Raw genomic sequence first — 21,877 nt, forward strand, 5'->3', positions numbered from 1 at the left:
CGGTGGAGGCGGGCGCGGGGATCGCCCGGTGGGAGGGGCCGCGGCAGCTTGAGCAGGGTGCGCTTCCGGCACCGGACGAGCGAACGCCGAGGGCGCGCCGACCGGATGGTCGACGCGCCCTCGGACTCAGTCCAACTCAGCTCACGCGGTGAAGGTCACCCGACGGCGCCGGGCGATGACGAAGAGCACCGCGCCCGCGATCAGCAGGGCGACCGCACCGGCGGCGATGCCGCCTGCCGCCGCGCCGGTCACCGGCAGGCCCGGCTCCTCGCCGCCGCCCCCGCCACCGCACTCACCTTCCGGCGAGTAGATGGCTTCCATCTTCAGGTCCAGGCTGGGCAGGACGACGAGCGCCGATTCGGCCTTACCGGCCTTGAAGGTCACCTTCTCCGCCCCGCCGGCCGCGACCGTACGTGCCTCGGTCTGCTTGCCGTAGGTGAACTCGACCTTGGCCGGCAGGCCACCCTTCGGGTTGGTCACCGTCAGGGTGAAGCTCTTGCAGTCGGCCTCGGTGGTCAGGGTCGGCAGCGGGCAGTCCTCGGGACGCTGCCACGAGTAGGTGCCGTTTTCAATGACCTTGCCGTCGACCAGTACTTCAATCTTGCCGGCGTCGGCGGCCGGCACCACGACGCTGTCGGCCTTACCGGCCTCGACGGAGACCTTCTTGGACCAGCCGTTCTCGCCCTTGACCTCGAACTCGACCGGGTACTTGCTGATCTTGCCGTCGTTGCTCAGCGCAATCGCCACGGAACCGTCGCAGTTGGACGTGAAGGTGGACGCCGGGGTGGTGCAGGTCTTGTCGCCGCCGTTGTACCAGCCCTGCGGGCCCGCTGACCGGTTGCCCGGCGCGCCCCGCGATCCCAGCTTCTTGTCGCCGTAGCGCTTGCCGCCATCGACCAGCTCATCGATGACCTCGTCAGCGCCGCCCCAGATCAGGTCGACCTGGGTGTGGCAGTCGGGGATCTCGACGTTCAGCGTGATCTCGTTCTGGGTGCCGCCGATCCAGTCGCTGTCCGGCGCGCCGTACACGTACTGCGGGGTGGCGAACTGTGGGCGCGGCGCGAAGTAGGACACCAGGGTGAACCACTGCTTGCCCTCGCCGCAGATCGGCAGGTCGCCGTCCAGCTTGACGGTCGCGGTGCCCTTCGGGCCGTCGAAGGTGTGGCTGTACTTGGCCTGGCTGGCGTCGACGCACTTCGGCGCCGGGGTGCAGGGCTCGTCGGCGGCCAGGTTGATGCTGCCCTCGTTGGTCCGCTCCCGCCCGTTGTCCCAGAGCCCCTTGACGGTCAGCTTGGCGCTCATGGTGTTGCCCGGCACCCGCTGCACGGCGTCGACGGAGTCGCCCTTGGGGATGACGACGCCCTCCAGCCCCTTGCTCTCGGTGGCGTCGACCCGCACCGTCACCGGGGTGGCTGGCTCCGCGGTCACCTGCTGAAGGGTCGCGGCCTTGTCCTGCTCGCTGTTCTCGACGTTCCACGTGATCACGCGTTCGCCGCTGAGCTGGTCGCACGTGGCGGTGGCCTTGATGGTGGTGTGGTGCGCACTGGCTGGGGCGGCCACCGCGACGGCCCCGGTGAGGCCGATGAGGGCGGCCCCCAGGACGGCCAGGGGTCGCCGCAGCGACAGCTTCGGTCGGATCACGCGTACTCCCGGGTGAAGATGCTGAGGGGTTTGCGGCGTGGGGGCGGGCGCTGCCGGGACGCGGCCCGGGTGCGGTGCGGTCCGCGCCGGCGCCCTCCCGACGCCGCGGCCGGCGGAGACTCGCCGGCACGCGGCAGACCCTAGTGGGATCGCCCCGCCCGGCCCAGCGTCCACGTACGACGGACAAGGATGTTATCCATCTGAGATCCTTGATGTACGGGTCGTGATCAACCGGCCACTCGGCCGGGTCGTGCCCGGGTGGCTCGGCCCACCCCGCCCGTCGCGTAGCGTCATCCCCATGAGCAGGGGGAGACGGTGACCAGGATCGTGGCCGGCACGCTCGGCGGGCGGCGGATAGCCGCCCCGCCCGGCGCCGGCACCCGACCCACCTCCGACCGGGTCCGCGAGGCGCTGTTCAGCGCCGTCCAGGCCGAGGTGGACCTCGCCGGGGCCCGTTTCGCCGACCTGTACGCCGGCTCGGGCGCGGTCGGTCTGGAGGCGCTCTCCCGGGGCGCCGCGCACGTGCTGCTGGTCGAATCCGACCCGCGCGCGGCGCGGATCATCCGGGAGAACGTCGCCGCGCTGCGGGCCGCGCCGGCCGCCCGGCTGGTCACCGGCAAGGTGGCCGGCGTGCTGGCCGCCGGTCCGGGGGGCGAGCCGTACGACGTGGTCTTCGCCGACCCCCCGTACGCCCTGCCGGACGCGGAGATCGAGGCCATGCTCACCGCGCTGGTCGAGCGCGAGTGGCTGGCCCCCGACGCGCTGGTGGTCGTGGAGCGGTCCAGTCGGACCGGGCCGGTCGACTGGGTGCAGGGCATCACGGCTGAGCGCAGTCGCCGTTACGGCGAGACCACCCTTTGGTACGGTCGCCGATCATGAGACGTGCGGTGTGTCCCGGCTCGTTCGACCCGGTCACCAACGGACACCTCGACATCATCGGACGGGCCAGCCGGCTCTTCGACGAGGTGATCGTCGGCGTGCTGGTGAACCAGTCGAAGAAAGGCCTGTTCACCGTCGAGGAGCGGATCGACATGCTCCGCGAGGTGACCGCCTCGTACGACAACGTCCGGGTCGAGTCGTTCCGTGGCCTGCTGGTCGACTTCTGCCGGGCGCAGGAGGCCAGCGTGCTGATCAAGGGGCTGCGGGCGGTCAGCGACTTCGACTACGAGTTGCAGATGGCGCAGATGAACATCGGCCTCGCCGGGGTCGAGACGCTCTTCATGCCGACCAACCCGCTCTACTCGTTCCTCTCCTCCAGCCTGGTCAAGGACGTCGCCAAGTGGGGCGGGGACATCTCCTCGCACGTCCCCGACCGGGTCCGCACGGCCCTCCAGGCCCGGCTGGGCCCCACCCCGCCCACTCCCTGAGCGGGTCGGCGCGACGCGCCGGGCCGGGCGGTGGGGGAACCACTCGCTCGGGCGCGACATGATGGGTGGGGCGCCGAATCCGGCCGTAGCCCGCATCATGTAGGTCGGCCGAAGAACGACAGGAGTGAGGTACCGGTGGACCCGCTCGATCGCATCGACGAACTGATCGCCATGGTGGAGCAGGCCCGCTCCGTCCCGATGTCCCGGAACAACTGCATGGTCGACCGGGGCGAGATGATCGCGGCTCTGGACGAACTGCGCGCCGACCTCCCCGCCGACCTGCGCCGGGCCGCCGCGCTCCTGGAGGAGCGCGACAAGATCATGGAGGCGGGCAAGCGGGAGGCCGACCGGATCATCAGCGAGGGTGAGGCGGAACACGCCCGCCTGGTCTCGGTGAACGAGATCACGGTCTCCGCCGAGCACGAGGGCGCCCGGATCATCGCCGAGGCCCGCGCCGAGGCGCAGCGCCTGCGCGACGAGGTGGACGACTATGTCGACACCGCGCTGGCGAACTTCGAGCAGTTCCTGACCCGGGCACTGGCGTCGATAGAGCGCGGCCGGGACAAGATGCACGCGTTGCGGGAGATCGGCACCTTCGGTGGGGACGAGGCGGAACGCCCGCTACCCTTCTGAACGGCACCTCACCAGCCGACAGGCAGGGCGGGCGTCGCCCCCGGTTCGACGTTCCGGTGGTCGCCCAGGTAACCTTTTTTGTCGGCCTCTCACCGGCCGGAGTCTGACTATGCCCAAGCACTCGCCATCGACACTCGACCCCAGGTCGCCGCTGGTCCTCGACACGAGAGACCTGCCGCGTCGGCCTGGCGCGTTGCGTACGGTCAAGCGGATCGCCCCGGCACCGGCGGACCTCGGCGTGGAGTTGATCGGCGTGCCGGAGGGCGCGGACCTCGACCTCGACCTGAGGTTGGAGTCGGTGTCCGAGGGCGTGCTCGTCTCCGGGACCATCAGCGGTCCCGTCCGGGGCGAGTGTGGCCGGTGCCTGCGCCAGATCAACGACTCGGTGGTCGTGAACGTCCAGGAGCTGTACGCGTACGAGAACAGCGCCACGGACGAGACGACCGAAGAGGACGAGGTGGGCCGGATGCAGGGCGATCTGATCGACCTTGAGCCGGCGCTGCGGGACGCGGTGGTGTTGACGCTGCCGACCAACCCGCTCTGCCGGGAGGACTGCCCAGGGTTGTGCCCCGAGTGTGGGGTGCACTGGGACGATCTGCCGGCCGATCACAGCCACCAGCAGATCGACCCGCGTTGGGCGGGCCTGTCGCAACTGAACCGTACAGAGGAGTAGGAACCGTGGCCGTCCCGAAGCGCAAGATGTCGCGCAGCAACACCCGGTCCCGCCGGGCGAACTGGAAGGCGGCTGTGGTCGCGACCGTGGCCTGCCCGCAGTGCAAGTCGCCCAAGCTGCCGCATGCCGCGTGCTCCGTCTGCGGCACGTACAACGGCCGCCAGGTTCTCGAGGTCTGACCTGGACGCCGAGTGACGCCCCCGACCCCGGGTCGGGCGGCGCGCGCACCCTGGCGATCGCCCGGTGCCCCGGCTCCCTCCGACGCCGGCCGGCCCGATCCGGCCGGCGATCCGATGGAGCCGGGCACCGCGCGGATCGCCGTTGACCTCCTCGGCGGGGACGATGCTCCCGCCGTCGTGGTTGACGGCGCTCTGCGGGCGGTGCGTGCCGACCCCAGCCTGCACCTGCTGCTCGTCGGCCCGACCGAGGTCGCGGCCGCGGTGACCGACGCCCTCACCCCGGCGCAGCGCGCCCGGGTGACCGTCCGGCCGGTGCGGGCCGCGGCCGGCGCCACCGACCACACCCCCCGGGCCGACACCACGGTCCGCGCGGCCGTCGTCGCCGTCCGCGACGGCGCCGCCGACGCCCTCGTCTCCGCCGGTTCCACCGGCGCCACCGTCTCCGCCGCCGCGCTCGCCTTCGGCCGCTGGGACGACGTCCGCCGGCCCGCGCTGGTGGCGACCATTCCCGCCGTCGCCGGTCCCGTCGTCCTGCTCGACGTCGGCGGCTCGCTGGAACCCCGCCCGGTCACCCTCGTCCGGCACGCGGTGCTCGGCGCCGCGTACGCCGCGGTGGCGCACGCCGTCGCCGCGCCCCGGGTCGGCCTGCTCTCGGTGGGCACGGAGGCCGGCAAGGGCGACCGCTCCCGGCGCACCGCCGACCCCCTGCTCGCCGCCGTGCCGCTGCCCTGCGACGGCAGCTACGTCGGCCTGGTCGAGGGGTACGACGTCTGCCTCGGCGCGCGCGCCGATGTGGTCGTCACCGACGGGTTCACCGGTAACGTGCTGCTCAAGGCGATCGAGGGCGCGTACGCGATGGCCGGCGGCCCGCCCGCGCAGGGTGGGGCCCCCCGCGCGGCGGCCCTGCTCGGGGTGGCCGGCACGGTGGTGGTCTGCCACGGCGCCGCGGCGGCCGACGACGTCGCCTCCGGGATCGCCCTCGCCGCCCACCTGTGGCGGCGCGGCGCCACCGACCGGGTCCGCGCGCTGGTCGCCGGCGCTCCCGAGAACCTCTCGCACATCGACAGCAACGACACCGAGGTAAGCGCATGACCAACGACAAGCGGCGGCGTGCTCCCGTCGGTCACCTGGAATCGGCGTTCGGCGTGACGCTCGACCCCGAGCTGCTGGAGCGGGCCCTCACCCACCGCTCCTACGCGTACGAGAACGGCGGGCTGCCCACCAACGAGCGGCTGGAGTTCCTCGGCGACTCGGTGCTCGGCGTGGTCATCACCACGGCGCTCTTCCGCAACCACCCGGACCTGCCCGAGGGGCAGCTGGCCAAGCTGCGGGCCAGCGTGGTCAACATGCGGGCCCTGGCGGACGTGGCCCGGGGGCTCGGGCCGGACGGGCTCGGCGCGTACCTGCTGCTGGGCAAGGGCGAGGAGAGCACCGGCGGCCGGGACAAGGCGAGCATCCTCGCCGACACCCTGGAGGCGCTGCTCGGCGCGATCTACCTCCAGTACGGGCTGGACACCGCCGGCGAGGTCATCCACCGGCTCTTCGACCCGCTGATGGCGGAGTCGGCCGGCCGGGGCGCCGCGCTGGACTGGAAGACCAGCCTCCAGGAGCTCACCGCCGCGCTCGGGCTGGGCGTCCCGGAGTACCGCATCGAGGGCACCGGGCCGGACCACCTGAAGACCTTCACCGCCTGGGTGGTGGTGGCCGGCAACCGGTACGGCGGCGCCGAGGGGCGCAGCAAGAAGGAGGCCGAGCAGCGCGCGGCCGAGGCGGCCTGGCGGGAGCTGACCGCGCAGGCCGAGCGGGAACGGGCCGAGGCGGCCGCCGCCGAGTCGGCGGGCGACCCGGCCGAGGTGGGCCTGGGTCGTGCCTGAGCTGCCCGAGGTCGAGACCGTCCGGCAGGGCCTCGCCCAGTGGGTCACCGGCCGGCGGATCGCCGCGGTGGAGGTCCGCCACCCGCGGGCGGTGCGCCGCCACCTGCCCGGCCCGGACCACTTCGCCGCGGTGCTGGCCGACCGGACGGTGACCGACGTGCGACGCCGGGGCAAGTACCTCTGGCTGCCGCTGGACAGCGGGGACGCGCTCGTCGGCCACCTGGGGATGAGCGGCCAGCTGCTGATGCAGCCGGCCGAGGCGGCCGACGAGCTGCACCTGCGGGTCCGGTTCCGGTTCGCCGACGACGGTCCGCAGCTGCGCTTCGTCGACCAGCGCACGTTCGGCGGGCTCTCGGTCAGCGAGGGCGGCGCGGAGCTGCCCGGCGAGATCGCGCACATCGCCCGGGACCCGATGGACCCGGAGTTCTCCGACGCGGACTTCGTGGCGGCGCTGCGCCGGCGGCGTACCGAGGTGAAGCGGGCGCTGCTGGACCAGACCCTGATCTCCGGCGTGGGCAACATCTACGCCGACGAGGCGCTGTGGCGGGCGAAGCTGCACGGCGCCCGCCCGACCGACGCGCTGACCGGCCCGGCCGCGGCCCGGCTGCTCGGCCACGTCCGGGACGTGCTCGGCGAGGCGATCAAGCAGGGCGGCACCAGCTTCGACGAGCTGTACGTGAACGTCAACGGCGAGAGCGGCTACTTCGACCGGTCGCTGAACGCGTACGGCCGGGAGGGCGAGCCGTGCCGGCGGTGCGGCGCGCCGATCCGCCGGGAGGCGTTCATGAACCGGTCGTCGTACAGCTGCCCGCGTTGTCAGCCGCGCCCCCGGGGAGCCCTGAAGGGGTGACCCCGAGTGGGCTCGGGGTTGCGCCGGTGTGCCACGCCGGGCGCGCCCCGGCTTCCCACCCGGTTTCACCGCCTCTGCCCGGTTGACCCACCCGCTCCCGTCCGATCGGGCCGCTCCGGTCACGTCCGGGACGAGCCCGGGCCGTTCCCCGATGTCCCCGAACGCCCCTTTCCCTAGCGTCAGCAGGGTCGGCAGAGCGCGGACGTGCGGAGGGGGTCAGCGGATGGGCAGGAGACCGGTGACGGTGCGGGTGGCGCGGTGGAGCGCCGAGCACCCGTGGCGCGCGATCGCGCTCTGGGTGGTGTTCGTGGCGGTCTGCTTCGTCGGGGGCAACGCCGCCGGCCTGAAGGAGGCCACCGACGCCGACATGGCGATCGGCGAGTCGGGCCGGGCGGACATCATCGTCACGGCGGGGGACTTCGACGACCCGGCGGTGGAGAACGTCCTCATCACGCCCCGCTCCGGGGTGCTGCTGGACCGGTCCGCCGCGCAGGCCGCGGCGACCGACGCGGCCGAGAAGCTGCGGCAGGTCACCGGGGTGGCGTCGGTGGGGGTGCCGGTGCCGTCCCGCGACGGTGGCGCGCTGCTGCTGCCGATCACCATGTCCGGCGACCGGCAGGACGCCTCCGAGCGGGTCCAGCCGCTGCGCGACGCCACCGCCCAGGTGCAGCAGGCCCACCCGGGGCTGCGGGTCGAGCAGGTCGGTGGGCCGTCCATCAACAAGGCGCTGGACGACACCCTCGGCAAGGACTTCAAGCGGGCCGAGCTGCTCAGCCTGCCGGTGACCCTGGCCATCCTGATCATCGCGTTCGGCGCGCTGATCGCCGCCGGGGTGCCGGTGCTGCTGGCGCTCTCCTCGGTCGCCGCCGCGATGGGGCTCTCCACCCTCGCCTCGCACCTGGTGCCGGCCACCGACACCACGTCCAGCGTGATCCTGCTGATCGGCATGGCGGTGGGGGTCGACTACTCGCTCTTCTACGTCCGGCGGGAGCGGGAGGAGCGGGCCAAGGGGCGGTCCGGGCTGGACGCGGTGGAGATCGCCGCGGAGACCTCCGGGCACGCCGTGGTCGTCTCCGGCTTCGCCGTGATCATCTCGATGGCCGGGCTGCTGCTCGCCAACGACGCGGTCTTCTCCTCCCTCGCCGTCGGTTCGATCCTGGTGGTCGCGGTCGCGGTGGCCGGTTCGCTGACCGTGCTGCCGGCGCTGCTGGCCAAGCTCGGCCGCTGGGTGGACCGGCCCCGGGTGCCGCTGCTCTGGCGACTCACCGCGGCGCGTACCGACCGGCGCGGTCAGCCGGTGCCGCCGAGGTTCTGGCCGGCGGTGCTTCGCCCGGCCCTGAAGGCGCCGGTGGCCACCCTGGTCGTCTCGGTGGGCCTGCTGCTCGCCCTGGCCGCCCCGGCGCTGGGCATGAAGCTGAAGTTCCCCGGCATGGAGGACCTGCCCCGGAGCACCCCGGCGATGCAGGCGTACGACCGGCTCACCGCCGCCTTCCCGAGCACGGGCACGAGCCACACGGTGGCCGTCCGGGCGCCGGCCGAGCAGGCCGACCGGGTCCGGGCCGCGCTGACCGACCTGGCCGGCCGGGCCGGCGCCGACCCGCTCTTCGCCCCGGTCGAGGGGGACGGGCCGAAGATCGAGGTGTCGGCCGACCGCCGGGTGTCGGTGCTGGAGGTCGCCACCCCGTACGCCAGCCGGGACGACGAGGCGGTGCGTTCCCTGGACGAACTCCGCGGTGACCTGCTCCCGGCCGCGCTGCGCGGCATCCCCGGGGTCGAGTACGCCGTCGGCGGCGGGGTCGCCGCCAGTGAGGACTACGCGCAGCACGTGCGGGAGAAGCTGCCGATCGTGATGGCCTTCGTGCTGGCGCTGACCTTCCTGGTGATGACCTGGACGTTCCGGTCGGTGGTGGTCGCGGTCACCTCGATCCTGCTCAACCTGCTCTCCGCCGGCGCCGCGTACGGGCTGCTGGTCCTGGTCTTCCAGGGCGAGTGGGCCGAGGGGCTGCTCGGCTTCACCTCGATGGGGGCGATCGTCTCCTGGCTGCCGCTCTTCCTCTTCGTGGTGCTCTTCGGGCTCTCCATGGACTACCACGTCTTCGTGGTCAGCCGGATCCGTGAGGGCATCCGCGGCGGCATGGCGAACCGGGACGCGGTGGCGTACGGGATCACCTCGTCGGCGGGGGTGGTGACCAGCGCGGCGGTGGTCATGGTCGGGGTCTTCGCGATCTTCGCCTCGCTCAGCACGATCGACATGAAGCAGCTGGGCGTCGGCCTGGCCGCGGCGATCCTGCTGGACGCCACGATCATCCGCGCGGTGGTGCTCCCGTCGCTGATGACCCTGCTCGGCGACGCCAACTGGTGGGCCCCGCGTTTCCTGCGGGCCCGGGCCGACGCCCCGCCGGCCGACCCGCCGGCCCCGGCGCCGGAGCTGGTCGGCGCCCGCTGAGCGACCCGTACCGCCGGGGCCCGGACCGCGTCGCGGTCCGGGCCCCGGCAGGCCGTTCCCGGCCAGGTCGCCCGGGTCAGGGCAGCCGGCAGGGTTCGCGCCAGGAGTCCCGCTCGCGGGTCTTGCGGATCGACGAGAAGCCGTACCCGAGGGTGGTCACGCAGAACTGCTCCGGGGTGCCGGCGTACTCGACGTGGAACACCGGCTTCCGCGCGTCGGCGAAGGGCAGCAGCTTGGCGCACTGGCGCAGCCGGACGCACTCCTCGTTGACCGCGAAGTCGAAGTCGGGGGCCAGCGCGGCGACCTGTCCCACGTCGTTGACCAGTCCGGGGGAGAGGTCCAGGGAGCGGGCCAGGGTGGCCAGCCGCCGGTTGAACAGCAGCTGGTCGTCGAAGCCGAGCGGGAAGCCGGTGCGGTGGGCGTACCCGTCGGCGTCGACGAGGGCCACCGACCCGAATCCCTTGCCGCGGCAGAGCCGGAACCGGTCGGCCAGCACCGGTTCGAGGACGTCCCACCGGCGGATGTCGAGCCAGCGGCGCTGCGGTTGGCCGGTCGGGGCGCCGCGCAGCGCCGCGGGGAAGCGGCTGGCGTCCGGGTCGGTGCCGGCGTAGGACCCGACGGGGACGTGGCAGATCAGGCGGCGGTCCCGCCTCCGCAGCGCGGTGGTGTCGGCGGCGGTGACCCGGACCGGGTCGAGCAGGAAGACGTCGGCGTCGACCGTGACGTCGAGCGGGCCGTCGAGCTGCCACTGCCACTGCCACCGGTGCGCCAACGCGGTCGGCCAGGGGGTCGGCGCGCCCGGCGGGGTCAGCGGGACGACGCGGCAGGCGTACACCGGGGTGAGCAGGGTGAGCGCGACGGCGGTCGACAGGACCCGACGGGCCGCGCGGCGACGCGGCGGCCGGGTCTCGGCGCGGCGGGCTCGCCGCGGCCCCACGCGCCGCGCGCACGCTGGCAGCCGGATCCGCATCGGCAGCTCCCGGGTCCCGGCGGCGCCTTCGTCGCCGCACGCCTCACCCGGTCAAACGAGCGCCCCCCGCCGGCGACGTGGTCACGTCGCGACGGGGGGCGGGCGTCCGCCTCAGCGGGGGGCGGCGAAGACCTGGGTCCAGTACGGCCCGTTGCTGCTCGCGATGCCGACGCCGATCTCGGTGAAGGCGCAGTTGAGGATGTTCTCGCGGTGGCCGGTGCTGGTCATCCAGGCGTCCATCACCTCGGCGGGCGTCTGCTGGTTCCAGGCGACGTTCTCGCCGTAGGTGCGCCAGCTGTAGCCGACCCGGTCCAGCCGCTCGCCGGCGTCGCTGCCGTCGCTGCCGTCGTGCGACATGTCCTTGTTGTCGGCCTGGTCCTGGCTGTGCCGCTGGGCGGCGGTCATCAACTTGTCGTCGATGGTGACCGCGCCGCAGCCGGCCTTGGCCCGCTCGGCGTTGACCAGCCGGACGACCTCCTTGGCCTGGCTGCCCACCTGCGTGCCGCCGCTGGGGGCGCTGGTCGTGCCGCCGCCGGTGGGGGTCCGGTCGGCGCGCTGCCGGGAGGCGGCCGTGGTCCGCTTCGGCGCGGGGGTGGGCTTGACCGTCCGGCTCGGCGACGGGCTCGGCTTCGCGGTGGTCGGCGACGCGGACGGGGAGGCGGTGGGGGCGGCCGACGCCTCGCTCGGGGCCGCCGTGGTCGCCGGGACCACCGGGGCGGCGGCCACGGTGTCGTCGAACGAGGCCGGGTCGGTCCGCTCGTCGCCGCCGGGCAGCACGAGGGCGCCGACGCCGAGGCTGACCACGAGGGTGGCCGCGGCGGCGGCGCCGCCGATGACCAGGGAGCGCGGGAAGCGGCGGGGCTGCCGGTGCCGGCCCTGCGCCTCGTCGCTCGCCGGGCCGGCAACGGCCGCCCTGGGCGCGGTGAGGTCGACGGGCGGGACGGGCGCGGTGCGGTCCGGCTCGACGTACGGCCCACCCACGGCGGCGAACCCACCGGTGGGGGTGTCGGCCCACCGGTCGCCGGCGGGCGGGGCGAACCGGTGGTCCGGGGCGACGGTCCGGTCACCCGGTTGCCCCGGTTCGTCGCCGAAGAGGTACGCCGACCGCGGTTCGGTGCGGTCGTTCAGCCAGGCCGGCGGCTCGTCGCTCGGTTGCTGCGGTCGCCGGGGGGTGCCCTCCGGGTCGATCGGGTCGTTCCAGCCGTACACGCCTCTGCCTCCAAGGGTCGGTTGCGGGCCGGCGGTGACGCTACGGGCGGGCCGTGAGCTGCGGCAACGTGGCTAAGGAAGAGTTAAGGCGAACTCGACTCACGTGGTGACCGTACCCACATTCCCGGGCGTACAGTTAAGGAGTCCGGACAGAGCGTGTCCGAGCCTTGTGGCCCCCCGGCAAGTGGACAGGGTAGACGTGGAGATGATCTACGGCCTGCGAGAACTTGACGAAGGAGGGGGTATCGGCTCAATATGTAGGTGTCGCCAGTCGCGCCCGGTCATGCCCGCATATCGCTGGGATGACAGCCGCGAACACGAATGGGCGCGCGTTGGCCGGCCTTTCCGGCAGCGCATATCAAGGAGTCAGCATGGCGAAAGCCCTCTACGGCCACGTAGGTGCAGCGCCCGACCGGCGTCTGCTCGACGAGGTCACCCGTCTACGTTCCAGGGTCCAGGCACTGGAGTTCGAGATCACGCGGCTGCGCGCCGAAAATGATCGGCTCGCCGCCGCCGCGGCGGAGGCTGACGACCTCCTCCGGCTGGCTGAGCCGGCGCTCACCTGATCTCCAGATCTCCAGTCGGTTCCAAAACTGAATCGCACCACAGAAAGAACGCGCGCCGACACATATGTGCCGGCGCGCAGCTCTGTCTCCCCCCGTTTATCGACACGCAATTCCGCGATCTTGTCGTGAGTGGCGGCGTCCGCGCCGCCCCGCCGCCTCCCGAACTGCCGCCCGTCACCGCCACCCGAGGCGGGTCGCGTGCCGGCCGACCGGCGCTGACCGGTTAGTCTGCGGGTTCACCAGGGGCCGCGCAGCCCGCGCCGGTTCGGCGGCCACCGGACGAGGATCGAGAAGGTGCATCTCAAGAGCCTGACGGTGAAGGGCTTCAAGTCCTTCGCCTCCGCGACGACGTTGAAGCTGGAGCCCGGGATCACCTGCGTGGTCGGCCCGAACGGCTCCGGCAAGTCCAACGTCGTCGACGCCATCGCCTGGGTGCTCGGCGAGCAGGGCGCCAAGGCGCTGCGCGGCGGCAAGATGGAGGACGTCATCTTCGCCGGCACCGCCGGGCGGGCGCCGCTCGGCCGGGCCGAGGTCACCCTCACCATCGACAACACCGACGGCGCGCTGCCGATCGAGTACACCGAGGTCTCCATCACCCGCCGGATGTTCCGCTCCGGCGAGAGCGAGTACGAGATCAACGGCGACTCCTGCCGCCTGCTGGACATCCAGGAGCTGCTCTCCGACTCCGGCATCGGCCGGGAGATGCACATCATCGTCGGCCAGGGCCGGCTCGACGGGATGCTGCACGCCAAGCCGGAGGACCGGCGGGCGTTCATCGAGGAGGCGGCCGGCGTCCTCAAGCACCGCAAGCGCAAGGAGAAGGCGCTGCGGAAGCTCGACGCGATGCAGGTGAACCTCAACCGCCTGACCGACCTCACCGCGGAGCTGCGCCGCCAGCTCAAGCCGCTGGGCCGGCAGGCCGAGGTGGCCCGGCGGGCCGCCGCCATCCAGGCCAACCTGCGCGACGCCCGGCTGCGGCTGCTCGCCGACGACCTGGCCACCCTGCGTACCACCCTCGATCGGGAGATCGCCGACGAGACCGCGCTGCGCGAGCGGCGGGAGCAGGTCGAGGCGGAGCACGCCGAGGTGCAGGGCCGCCTCGGCGAGCTGGAGGCCGCCCTCGCGGAGGACGCGCCGCTGCTCGCCGCCGCCCAGGACACCTGGTACAAGCTCTCCGCCCTCCAGGAACGGTTCCGCTCCATCGAGCAGCTCGCCCGGGAACGGCTGCGCCACCTCAGCGCCGTCTCCGACGACGAGCGCCCCGGCCGGGACCCCGACCAGCTGGAGGCCGAGTCGCAGCGGGTCCGGGAGCAGGAGGAGGAGCTGCGCGAAGCGCTCACCGACGACCAGATCCGGCTCGCCGAGGCGGTCGAACAGCGCCAGGAGCTGGAGCGGCAGCTCGCCGCCGCGGAACGGGAGCTGGTCGCCGCCGCCAAGGCCATCGCCGACCGGCGCGAGGGGCTGGCCCGGCTCACCGGGCAGGTCAACTCGGCCCGCGCCCGCACCACCAGCGCCGGCGAGGAGATCGACCGGCTCGCCGCCGCGCACGCCGACGCGATGGCCCGCGCCGACAAGGCGCAGGCCGACCTCGACGCGGTCGCCGAGCAGTCCACCGAGGCCGACCGGGACAACGCCGACCTCGACGAGCGGCACGCCGAGGCGGTCGCCCTCCAGGAGAAGGCCCAGGCCGCCGTCCGGTCCCTCGCCGACGCCGAGCGGGCCGCCGAGAAGGACGCCGCCACCTGGAAGGCCCGCGAGGAGGCGCTCGCCCTCGGGCTGCGTCGCAAGGACGGCGCCGGCGCGCTGCTCGCCCGGGCCGGTGAGGTCCCCGGGCTGCTCGGCAGCCTGGCCGGCCTGCTCACCGTCGCCCCCGGCCACGAGGCGGCGCTCGCCGCCGCGCTCGGCGGGCTCGCCGACGCCGTCGCGGTCAGCGGCGTGGACGAGGCCGTCGAGGCGATGCGACTGCTGAAGATCTCCGACGCCGGCCGGGCCGGGCTGCTGGTCGGCAGCCCCGCCGGCCCCGGCATGGACGGCTCCGTCGACGCGCTGCGCCCCAAGCTGCCCGACCGCGCCCGCTGGGCGCCCGACCTGGTGGAGTGCTCGGCCGAGATCCGGCCGGCGGTGCACCGGGCGCTGCGCGACGTGGTGCTCGTCGACGACCTGGCCGCCGCAGCCGAGCTGGTCGCCGGCAACCCGGAGCTGCGGGCCGTCACGCCCGACGGGGACGTGGTCGGGGCGTACGCCGCGGCCGGCGGATCGGCCAAGGCGCCCAGCTACATCGAGGTGCAGGCTGCCGTCGAGGAGGCCCGCGCCAACCGGCTCACCGCCGAGCGGACCAGCGCCGAGCTGCGCGAACAGCTGGTCGACGCGCGCGCCGAGGTGGCCGCCGCCAAGGAGGCGGTGCAGCACGCCGCCGCCGCCAAGCGGGAGGCGGAGAGCCACCGCAACGCCGCCGCCCGTCGGCTCGCCGAACTCGGCGCCGCCGCCCGCTCCGCGAAGGCGGAGACCGACCGGCTCGGCGAGTCCCGCTCCCGCGCCGAGGCGGCCCGGGACCGCGACCTGCTCGCCCTGGCCGAGCTGGAGGAGCGGCTACGCCTGGCCGAGGCGACCCCGATCGACGCGGAGCCCTCCACCGAGGAGCGGGACCAGCTCGCCGCGATGGTGCCCCGGGCCCGGCAGAACGAGATGGAGGTCCGGCTCGCGGTGCGTACCGCCGAGGAGCGGGTCTCCTCGATCGCCGGCCGGGCCGACTCGCTGGCCCGGCAGGCCACCGCCGAGCGCGCGGCGCGGGAGCGGGCGGCCGCCCGGCGGGCGGCGCGGACCCGCGGCGCGGCGATCGCCCGGGCCGTGGTCGGCGGCGCCCGGGAGGCGCTCACCCGGCTCACCACCTCCATCGCCGCGGCCGAGGAGCACCGCGACGCCGTGGCGCGCGAACGCGCCGCCCGCGAGGCCGAGCTCCAGGAGGTACGCGGCGCGGCCCGGCGGCTCGGCGCGGAGCTGGAGCGGCTCACCGGCCAGGTGCACCGGGACGAGGTGGCCCGCGCCGAGCAGCGGCTGCGCATCGAGCAGCTGGAGGCGAAGGCGGCCGAGGACTTCGGCCTGGACGTGGAGACCCTGGTCGCCGAGTACGGCCCGACCCAGCTCGTTCCGCCCACCCCGGTGGACGTGGCGGCGGCCGAGCGGGACGGCCTGCCGGTGCCCGAGCCGGTCCGCTACGAGCGGCCGGTGCAGGAGAAGCGGGCTGCCAAGGCGGAGCGCGAGCTGGCCCTGCTCGGCAAGGTCAACCCACTGGCGCTGGAGGAGTTCGCCGCGCTGGAGGAGCGGTTCAAGTTCCTCTCCGAGCAGCTGGAGGACCTCAAGGCCACCCGGCGGGACCTGCTCACCGTGGTCAAGGACGTCGACGAGCGGATCCTGGAGGTCTTCGCCAGCGCCTTCGCCGACACCGCCCGCGAGTTCGAGCAGGTCTTCACCGTGCTCTTCCCCGGCGGCGAGGGACGGCTGATCCTCACCGACCCGGAGGACCTGCTCACCACCGGCGTCGAGGTGGAGGCCCGGCCACCCGGCAAGAAGATCAAACGGCTCTCCCTGCTCTCCGGTGGGGAGCGGTCGCTCACCGCGGTGGCGATGCTGGTGGCGATCTTCCGCGCCCGGCCCAGCCCGTTCTACATCATGGACGAGGTGGAGGCGGCTCTCGACGACGTGAACCTCGGCAGACTGATCACGCTGCTGGCACAGTTGCGGGAGAAGAGTCAGCTGATCGTCATCACCCACCAGAAGCGGACGATGGAGATCGCCGACGCGCTCTACGGCGTGACCATGCGCGGCGGGGTCACCCAGGTGATCAGCCAACGGCTCAACCGGGCCGACGACGACGAGCGGCAGCGCCGCGGCGAGGAGAACACGTAGTGGGTCGGGAACGCGCGACAGCGCTCCTGCTGGACTTCGACGGCGTACTGCGCCGCTGGGACCCGGCGGTGGCCGCCGGCGTCGAGCGGGAGTACGGGCTCTCCGAGGGTGTGCTCGGCGAGATCGCCATGCAGTGGAGCCGGCTCCAGCCGGTGCTCACCGGGCAGGTCCGGCACGCCGAATGGGTGACCAGTGTCGCGGACGCGCTCACCGAGTCCGTCGGCAGCCCCGAGCGGGCCCGGGCCGCCGTCGAGCAGTGGCAGCGGTACCGGGGCGAGGTCGACCCCGACGTGCTGGCCTTCGTGCGCGACGTGCGGGCCGCCGGCACCCGGGTCGGACTGGGCACCAACGCCACCGATCTGCTCGACTCCGACCTGGCCGCGCTCGGTCTGGTCGGCGAGCTGGACGTGGTGGTCAACTCCTCGGTCATCGGGGTGCACAAGCCGGCCAAGGAGTACTTCCAGGCGGCCTGCGAGGCGTTGGAGACCCCGCCGTCGCGGGTGCTCTTCATCGACGACGAGGACTGGGCGGTCCGCGGCGCCCGCGCCGCCGGCCTCTCGGCGCACCGCTGGTCCGGCCCCGGCGACCTGCGCTACCTGCGCGCCGCGCTGGCCGCCTGACCGTTCCGTCCCGGCTGCGGCACGCCGGGTGCTCCCGGTCGGACCGGGCCCCGACGTGCCGCGTCCCGGGTCGGGCCGGACGGCCGGTCACCGCAGCCCGGGTACCTCGGTGACGGTGAAGGGTGGTCGCGGGGCGGGGGCGTTGAGCTGGCTGTTGACCCAGAGCAGCCGGCCACCGTCCCGGGCGATCGTGGTCGGCGACTCCGCCAGGCCGGCCGGTCGGGACTGCCGGACGACCCGGGCGGTGCGACGGTCGGCGTCGAGGATCGCCAGGTTCACCGCGAAGCTCCAGCCGCCGTGGCCGTCGGGGAAGTTGACCACGCCGTAGAGCCGGTCGCCGGTCAGCAGCAGCCCGTCGGCGCCCAGCTGCCCACCGGCGACCGCGACCTCGCCGACCGTGCCGGTGCGCAGGTCGACCCGCCAGAGGCGCTCGGTGCCCGGCGCGCCGGTGCCCTGGTCGGCGACGAGGGCGATCCGGCCGTCGGCGGTGGCGACGATGCCGTTCAGGAAGCCCGGGGCGACGGGGAACCCGGCCGGCGTGAGCCAGGGGACGAGCTCGCCGACCTCCTCGCCGTGCAGGCCGGCCCGCCAGATTGTGCCGGTGGCCGAGTCCGTCACGTGGACGGCGTCCGCGGTGACCACCAGGTCGTTGAGGGCCGCGCCCGGCGCCGTCCGGCGGGCCAGCAGGGTGCCGTCGGGGGCGTGGACGAAGAGCGCGCCGGTGTCCCAGCCGGCGACGAAGAGCCGGCCCCGCCGGTCCAGGTGCACCCCGGCGGCGCTGCGGCGACCGTCGGCGCCACCGGGCAGGAACGGGCGCAGCGTCCGCTGCCGGACGTGACCCCGGTAGACCGCGCCGGTGGCGACGCTGGTGACGTACATGGTGCCGTCCGGCGCCACCGCGATCCCCTCGGGCAGCACCCCCGGCTCGTGGGAGACGACGTACGTGTCGGGTCGCCCACGGGCGGCGGAGGCGGGCTGCGGTACGGCGACGGTCAGGGCGGTGAGACCCGCGGTGGCCGCGGCGAGAAGCTTTCCCATGGGGTGAGGCTGCGGGCGGCGACGGCCGGCCTCCACCCCCTTTCAGGTGTGCCCGAAAGGTGACTAGCGTTCCCGGCGTGACGACCCTGCACCTCAACGCGACGGACCTCAGCCGCACCGTCCTGCGGTCCGCGCCGGCGGTGCTGCTGGAGCTGGGCGCCGCCGGCCAGCGCCTCTTCGAGACCGCCGTCCCGGAGCACCTCACCGCCTGGCGGGCCCGTACCCGGGCCGCGCTCCGCCCGCGGATGCGCCCCTACCTGGACCTGTGCCGCCTGCCCGGGTGGTTCCCGGATTTCCTCACGCCGCCCCGCCTCGGCACCGACCTGACCGTGGCCCTCGACGAGGTGGCCGCCACCCCGGCGGCGGCCCTGGAGGCGGAGCTGCGCCCCCGGATCGAGGCCGGGCACCTGCCGCCCCGGGTCGGCGCCCTCGCCGCCGGGGAACCGGCCGCCCGGCACCGGCTCCGGGCGGCGATGGTGGCGTTCCACGAGGTCGCGGTGGCGCCGTACTGGACGACGATCACGGCGGCGGTGCAGGCCGACCGCGCCGTGCGGGGACACACCATGGTGGACGCCGGCATCGACCGGGTGTTGCGCGACCTCAGCCCCTACCTGTCCTGGACGTCGTCCGGTGAGGGGTACCGGCTGTCGTACGAGTGCGGCTTCGCCCACCGGATCGACCTGACGCCCGCCGGCCGGGGGGTCACCCTGGTTCCGTCCTACCTGGTGCCGCGCCCGTGCGTCCTCGACGACCCGGCGGGCCCGCTCGTGCTGGCCTATCCCATCCGGCTCACCCAGCGCGAGCTGGCCAGCGGGAAACCCCTCGCCGACCTGCTCGGGCGGACCCGGGCGGCGGTGCTGGGCGCGGTCGCCGACGGCCCCAGCACCTCGCAGCTCGCCCGGACCGTCGGCATCTCGGTCGCCTCGGCCAGCCAGCACACCACGACGCTGCGCTCCGCCGGGCTGATCAGCACGGACCGGGTCGGCCCGGCCGTACGGCACACGCTGACCCCGCTCGGCGAGCACCTGCTGCGGGCCGGGCGCGCGCGGTGACGGGCGCCCGGCGGGCAGGTCACTCCCCGGTGACCCCGTCGATCCGCTCCCGCAGCAGGTCGGCGTGGCCGTTGTGGCGGGCGTACTCCTCGATCATGTGCACGTAGACCCAGCGGACGTTCATCTCGTCGGCGCTGCCGTCGCGGCGGGGCCGGCGGAACGTGTCGTCCAGCGACAGGCCGGCGACGGCCTCGCGGGCGGCGGCGACCTCGGCGGCGAAGGTGGCGAAGGTGGCCTCCGGATCGGCGTCGGCGACCGCGTTGAGGTCGGCGTCCGGGTCCTCCTCGCCGTCGTAGAGGCCGGGGATGTCCTGTCCGGCGGCCCGGATGCGGAACCACCAGCGCTCCACGTCCGCCAGGTGCCGGACCAGGCCGAGCAGGGTCAGCCCGGACGGCTCCACGCTCGGGGTCCTCAGCTGCTCGGCGGTCAGCCCGGCGCACTTGAGCAGCAGGGTCTGCCGGTGGTAGTCGAGCCAGCCCTCGAGCATGGTGCGCTCGTCGCCGACGTACGGTTCGGTGGTCCGGGTGATCTCCGGTGCTCTCCAGGTCATCGGGACATCCTGGCCCTCGGGTGCGACAGCCGCGAACGGTTATCAGCGGGTGCGCACCGTTTCCGGCCCGACCCGGTCAGAAGCTGTCGTTGAACCGGTGCAGCAGCCGGGCGAACTCCGCCACGTCCCGCCTCGGCCAGCTCTCCAACGTCCGGCGGATCTGGCCCAGCCGGGCGGCCCGGGCCGCGTCGAAGCGGCGGGTCCCCTCCTCGGTGAGGCTGAGCTGGGAGGCCCGCCGGTCGGTCGGGTCCGGGTCGCGGTGGACCAGGCCGAGCAGCTCCAACCCGTGGATCTGCCGGCTGAGCGTGCCCTTGCCGACGCCGAGCCGGGTGGCCAGGTCGGTCAGCCGGATCGAGCCGGACCGGCGCAGCCACAGCAGCAGCCCGTACGCGTCGGGCTCCAGGTTGGGATGCACCTCCCGGGCGATCTCCGAGGACAGGCCCCGCCCCCGGCGCAGCAGCGCGGTCAGCTCGTGCTCGACCGCGCGCAGGCTCTCGGGCAGGTGGTCCTCCACGGCACAGAGCGTACGGGCCGTGACATCAGTCCCCGGCGGCCAGTCGCTGGCGGGCCACCTGGCGCAGGTGGCCGTCGCTGGTGGTGCCCTCGATCAGCACCTCGGCCCCCCGGCCGGAGTGTTCGAGGGTGGCCACCGCGTTGCCGAAGTACGGCCCGGCCAGCTTCTTCCACCGCACGCTCGGTCGACGCACCCCGGCGGAGCGGGCCAGCGCCCGGGCCGCCGCGGCCGGCCCCGGACTCCACCCCAGCTTCATCAGCGGGCGCATCACCGCCGGCACCTGGTTGTGGATCGGAGAGCAGGTCAGCTGGTGCACCGGGGTGCGCACCGACGGGTCGTCGAACCGGACCCGGGCGACGTAGGAGTGGTGCACGTCGCCGGAGAGCACGCTGATCGAGGCCGGCGGCGCGTACGCCGGCCCGGCCCCGACCCGGTCGCCGGTCTCTCCCGGCGTGCCGCTGCCGATCCGGGCGAAGAGCGCGCCGAGGGCGTCGAAGGAGCGGCGGAACGCGGCCCAGTGCTCCAGGTCCCAGGCCCGGCGGATCTGCTCGGAGAGCCGGCTGGGCCAGCGGCGGCGGGAGTCGGCGAGGCGCTCGTTCCACGCCTCCACGTGGTGGATGGCGGGTGGCAGCAGCCAGGGCAGCGAGGTGCCGACCACCAGGTGGTCGTAGACGCCGTGCGCGCGGTCCAGGAACCAGGACCACTCGCCGGGCGGCAGCATCGCCCGGTTGCCCGGCTCCAGCACCCGGCTGCACCGGTTGTCGAGCATGACCAGGCGGGTCCGGCCCAGGTCGAGCGAGTAGCTCCACTGGTACTGCACGGCCCTCCAGCGCTCGGTGTCGTGCGCCTCGTCGGCCTCGCGGTCGACCCGTTCGCCGAATTCGCGCAACACCGAGGTGGCGTCCTCGGCGGCGACCACCTTGGCGTAGAGCGGGTCGTCGGCGATCTCGTCCGGGGAGAGGTTGCCCAGGTGCTGGTAGACCCAGTAGGAGGCGAGGCCGCTGCGGATCCGCTCGGCCCACCAGGGCTGCTGGCGCAGCTCCGCCCGCCAGGACGCCGAGGTGTTCCAATCGTCGATCACCTCGTGGTCGTCGAAGATCATCACGCTCGGCACGGTGGAGAGCAACCAGCGGATCTCCGGGTCGCGCCACGACTCCAGATAGAGCTTCGTGTACTCGTCGAAGCTCACCACCTGGTCGGTCGGGGCGTCCTTCGGCCGCCGCCGGCGCCGCTTGAGCAGCCGCCGCACCGTGGGCGAGGTCACGTCGGCGTAGACCTGGTCGCCGAGGAGCACCAGCAGGTCGGGCAGGGCGCCCGGCTCCGGCTCGGCCATCAGCCGCCGGGCGTACGCGTCGAGCGCGTCCGGGGGCAGCCGGCGCGTGGTGGCGTGCTGGGTGGTCTCCCGGCACGAGCCGAAGATCAGCTTCACCGGCTGGTCCCGGTCGTCGGCGGCCCGGGTCCGGATCACGCTGGGCGGGAAACCGCTCTTCGCCACCGGCCAGGCGAGCTCGTCGTCGATCAGCACCTCGTAGCTGGTGGCGCTGTCCGGGGTGAGCCCCTCCACCACCACCAGGGCGTAGTGGTGGTCGTACGCGGAGAAGGTCGGCGCCTGCCCGGAGGCGCCGTCGGCGGTGCGGACCCGGACCACCGCGGGCCCGCTGGTCTCCACCCAGACGGTCGCCCGCGTGCCGACGACCCGTCGCAGCAACGGGCCGATGAGCAGGCGGGAGCTGGGCATGGTGGCACCTCCGAGCAGAGAACGTTTCACCATTTCTACCCGGTCGGCGGG

Annotated in this window: 20 protein-coding genes; 13 read left to right on the forward strand and 7 right to left on the reverse strand. The window is 74.0% G+C overall.

All coding sequences use genetic code 11. The features are described 5' to 3' along the window. Positions 1–141 precede the first annotated feature (141 nt). Positions 142–1,641: a cell wall anchor protein gene (locus AC5L3Z_RS13825; RefSeq protein ID WP_494842070.1), complete on the reverse strand. Its 1,500-nt coding sequence runs from the start codon at positions 1,639–1,641 to the stop codon at positions 142–144. Between the two features lie 315 nt (positions 1,642–1,956). On the opposite strand from AC5L3Z_RS13825, the gene rsmD reads away from it, so the two are divergent. The 9 genes from rsmD (at position 1,957) to AC5L3Z_RS13870 (ending at position 9,663) form a co-directional block, all read left to right on the forward strand. Beyond that, complete coding sequence (gene rsmD, locus AC5L3Z_RS13830; protein ID WP_494842072.1) at positions 1,957–2,520, forward strand: 16S rRNA (guanine(966)-N(2))-methyltransferase RsmD; 564 nt, start codon at positions 1,957–1,959, stop codon at positions 2,518–2,520. Further along, positions 2,517–3,008: a pantetheine-phosphate adenylyltransferase gene (gene coaD, locus AC5L3Z_RS13835; RefSeq protein WP_334533452.1), complete on the forward strand. Its 492-nt coding sequence runs from the start codon at positions 2,517–2,519 to the stop codon at positions 3,006–3,008. The genes rsmD and coaD overlap by 4 nt, the downstream gene beginning before the upstream one ends. Before the next feature lie 135 nt (positions 3,009–3,143). Then, positions 3,144–3,641, forward strand: coding sequence for an SPFH domain-containing protein (locus tag AC5L3Z_RS13840; RefSeq protein WP_334533455.1), 498 nt, complete (start codon positions 3,144–3,146; stop codon positions 3,639–3,641). A gap of 109 nt (positions 3,642–3,750) precedes the next feature. Next, positions 3,751–4,314 (forward strand): YceD family protein, encoded by a 564-nt coding sequence (locus AC5L3Z_RS13845; RefSeq protein ID WP_334533458.1) that lies wholly within the window; start codon positions 3,751–3,753, stop codon positions 4,312–4,314. A 5-nt stretch (positions 4,315–4,319) separates the two neighbouring features. After that, entirely contained in the window at positions 4,320–4,493 is a 174-nt protein-coding gene (rpmF, locus tag AC5L3Z_RS13850; RefSeq protein WP_088646032.1) for a 50S ribosomal protein L32, read from the forward strand. A 114-nt stretch (positions 4,494–4,607) separates the two neighbouring features. Then, positions 4,608–5,585 (forward strand): phosphate acyltransferase PlsX, encoded by a 978-nt coding sequence (locus tag AC5L3Z_RS13855; RefSeq protein WP_494842075.1) that lies wholly within the window; start codon positions 4,608–4,610, stop codon positions 5,583–5,585. Then, on the forward strand, positions 5,582–6,367 hold the full coding sequence (gene rnc, locus AC5L3Z_RS13860) for a ribonuclease III (protein ID WP_494842077.1): 786 nt from the start codon (positions 5,582–5,584) through the stop codon (positions 6,365–6,367). The genes AC5L3Z_RS13855 and rnc overlap by 4 nt, the downstream gene beginning before the upstream one ends. After that, a complete protein-coding gene (mutM, locus tag AC5L3Z_RS13865) occupies positions 6,360–7,217 on the forward strand; it encodes a bifunctional DNA-formamidopyrimidine glycosylase/DNA-(apurinic or apyrimidinic site) lyase (RefSeq protein ID WP_494842079.1) in 858 nt (285 codons plus the stop codon). Before rnc ends, mutM begins: the two co-directional genes overlap by 8 nt. 223 nt (positions 7,218–7,440) lie before the next feature. After that, a complete protein-coding gene (locus AC5L3Z_RS13870; protein WP_494842081.1) occupies positions 7,441–9,663 on the forward strand; it encodes an MMPL family transporter in 2,223 nt (740 codons plus the stop codon). Between the two features lie 76 nt (positions 9,664–9,739). Here AC5L3Z_RS13870 and AC5L3Z_RS13875 read toward each other — a convergent pair whose 3' ends face one another. Both AC5L3Z_RS13875 and AC5L3Z_RS13880 read right to left on the reverse strand, forming a co-directional pair. After that, positions 9,740–10,600: an endo alpha-1,4 polygalactosaminidase gene (locus AC5L3Z_RS13875; protein WP_494842083.1), complete on the reverse strand. Its 861-nt coding sequence runs from the start codon at positions 10,598–10,600 to the stop codon at positions 9,740–9,742. Positions 10,601–10,744: 144 nt separating this feature from the next. Next, complete coding sequence (locus AC5L3Z_RS13880; RefSeq protein WP_494842085.1) at positions 10,745–11,842, reverse strand: CAP domain-containing protein; 1,098 nt, start codon at positions 11,840–11,842, stop codon at positions 10,745–10,747. A gap of 371 nt (positions 11,843–12,213) precedes the next feature. Between AC5L3Z_RS13880 and AC5L3Z_RS13885 the strand changes: the two genes are divergently transcribed. From AC5L3Z_RS13885 to AC5L3Z_RS13895, 3 genes are all read left to right on the forward strand, one after another. Next, the gene (locus AC5L3Z_RS13885; RefSeq protein ID WP_036374707.1) at positions 12,214–12,408 is read left to right on the forward strand and encodes a hypothetical protein; all 195 of its coding nucleotides are present in this window, start codon (positions 12,214–12,216) and stop codon (positions 12,406–12,408) included. A 294-nt stretch (positions 12,409–12,702) separates the two neighbouring features. Further along, positions 12,703–16,314, forward strand: coding sequence for a chromosome segregation protein SMC (smc, locus tag AC5L3Z_RS13890; RefSeq protein WP_494842088.1), 3,612 nt, complete (start codon positions 12,703–12,705; stop codon positions 16,312–16,314). Continuing rightward, the gene (locus AC5L3Z_RS13895; RefSeq protein ID WP_494842090.1) at positions 16,314–16,934 is read left to right on the forward strand and encodes an HAD family hydrolase; all 621 of its coding nucleotides are present in this window, start codon (positions 16,314–16,316) and stop codon (positions 16,932–16,934) included. The genes smc and AC5L3Z_RS13895 overlap by 1 nt, the downstream gene beginning before the upstream one ends. A gap of 87 nt (positions 16,935–17,021) precedes the next feature. On the opposite strand, the gene AC5L3Z_RS13900 is transcribed toward AC5L3Z_RS13895, so the two are convergent. Beyond that, a complete protein-coding gene (locus AC5L3Z_RS13900) occupies positions 17,022–17,972 on the reverse strand; it encodes an SMP-30/gluconolactonase/LRE family protein (RefSeq protein ID WP_494842092.1) in 951 nt (316 codons plus the stop codon). A 77-nt stretch (positions 17,973–18,049) separates the two neighbouring features. On the opposite strand from AC5L3Z_RS13900, the gene AC5L3Z_RS13905 reads away from it, so the two are divergent. Beyond that, positions 18,050–19,024: an ArsR/SmtB family transcription factor gene (locus AC5L3Z_RS13905; protein WP_494842094.1), complete on the forward strand. Its 975-nt coding sequence runs from the start codon at positions 18,050–18,052 to the stop codon at positions 19,022–19,024. Between the two features lie 19 nt (positions 19,025–19,043). On the opposite strand, the gene AC5L3Z_RS13910 is transcribed toward AC5L3Z_RS13905, so the two are convergent. The 3 genes from AC5L3Z_RS13910 to AC5L3Z_RS13920 all read right to left on the reverse strand — a co-directional run bounded on the left by AC5L3Z_RS13910 (position 19,044) and on the right by AC5L3Z_RS13920 (position 21,826). Then, positions 19,044–19,574, reverse strand: coding sequence for a DinB family protein (locus tag AC5L3Z_RS13910; protein ID WP_494842096.1), 531 nt, complete (start codon positions 19,572–19,574; stop codon positions 19,044–19,046). Positions 19,575–19,650: 76 nt separating this feature from the next. Next, positions 19,651–20,088, reverse strand: coding sequence for a MarR family winged helix-turn-helix transcriptional regulator (locus tag AC5L3Z_RS13915; protein WP_494842098.1), 438 nt, complete (start codon positions 20,086–20,088; stop codon positions 19,651–19,653). A gap of 25 nt (positions 20,089–20,113) precedes the next feature. Next, positions 20,114–21,826, reverse strand: coding sequence for an alkaline phosphatase D family protein (locus tag AC5L3Z_RS13920; protein ID WP_494842100.1), 1,713 nt, complete (start codon positions 21,824–21,826; stop codon positions 20,114–20,116). Positions 21,827–21,877 lie beyond the last annotated feature (51 nt).

Source organism: Micromonospora sp. LZ37 (assembly GCF_059359015.1).